Origin of the sequence: Sulfitobacter sp. HI0027 (genome assembly GCF_001634775.1) — a bacterium.
Classification (GTDB): domain Bacteria; phylum Pseudomonadota; class Alphaproteobacteria; order Rhodobacterales; family Rhodobacteraceae; genus Sulfitobacter.
On record NZ_LWER01000137.1, the window covers coordinates 1 to 275 of the forward strand.

At 65.1% G+C, this 275-nt stretch carries 1 pseudogene; it reads right to left on the reverse strand.

The annotated features are described in order from the left end of the window. A pseudogene (locus tag A3722_RS08170) lies at positions 1 to 275 on the reverse strand (alpha/beta hydrolase fold domain-containing protein); the annotation flags it as partial.

A 275-nucleotide genomic window follows, 5' to 3' on the forward strand; every position in this document is an offset into this window, starting at 1 on the left:
ATCCGCGTGATCCGGTCGCGCACCTCGGCCCCGAGCAGCAGGGGGTCGGTCATGCGCGCCACCAAATGCCCGCCCGCCGAATGGCCCGACAGAACGATGGTGCCCTGTGTGCGGTTCGCCACTTCGGTCAGCGCAGCGGCGATCTGCGTGGAGATCTCAGAGATACGCACATCGGGGCAAAGGTCATAAGACGGTATCGCCACGGCATAGCCCCGCGCCAGCGGACCGGCGGCCAGATGCGACCAATAGCTTTTGTCGAACGCCTTCCAATAGCC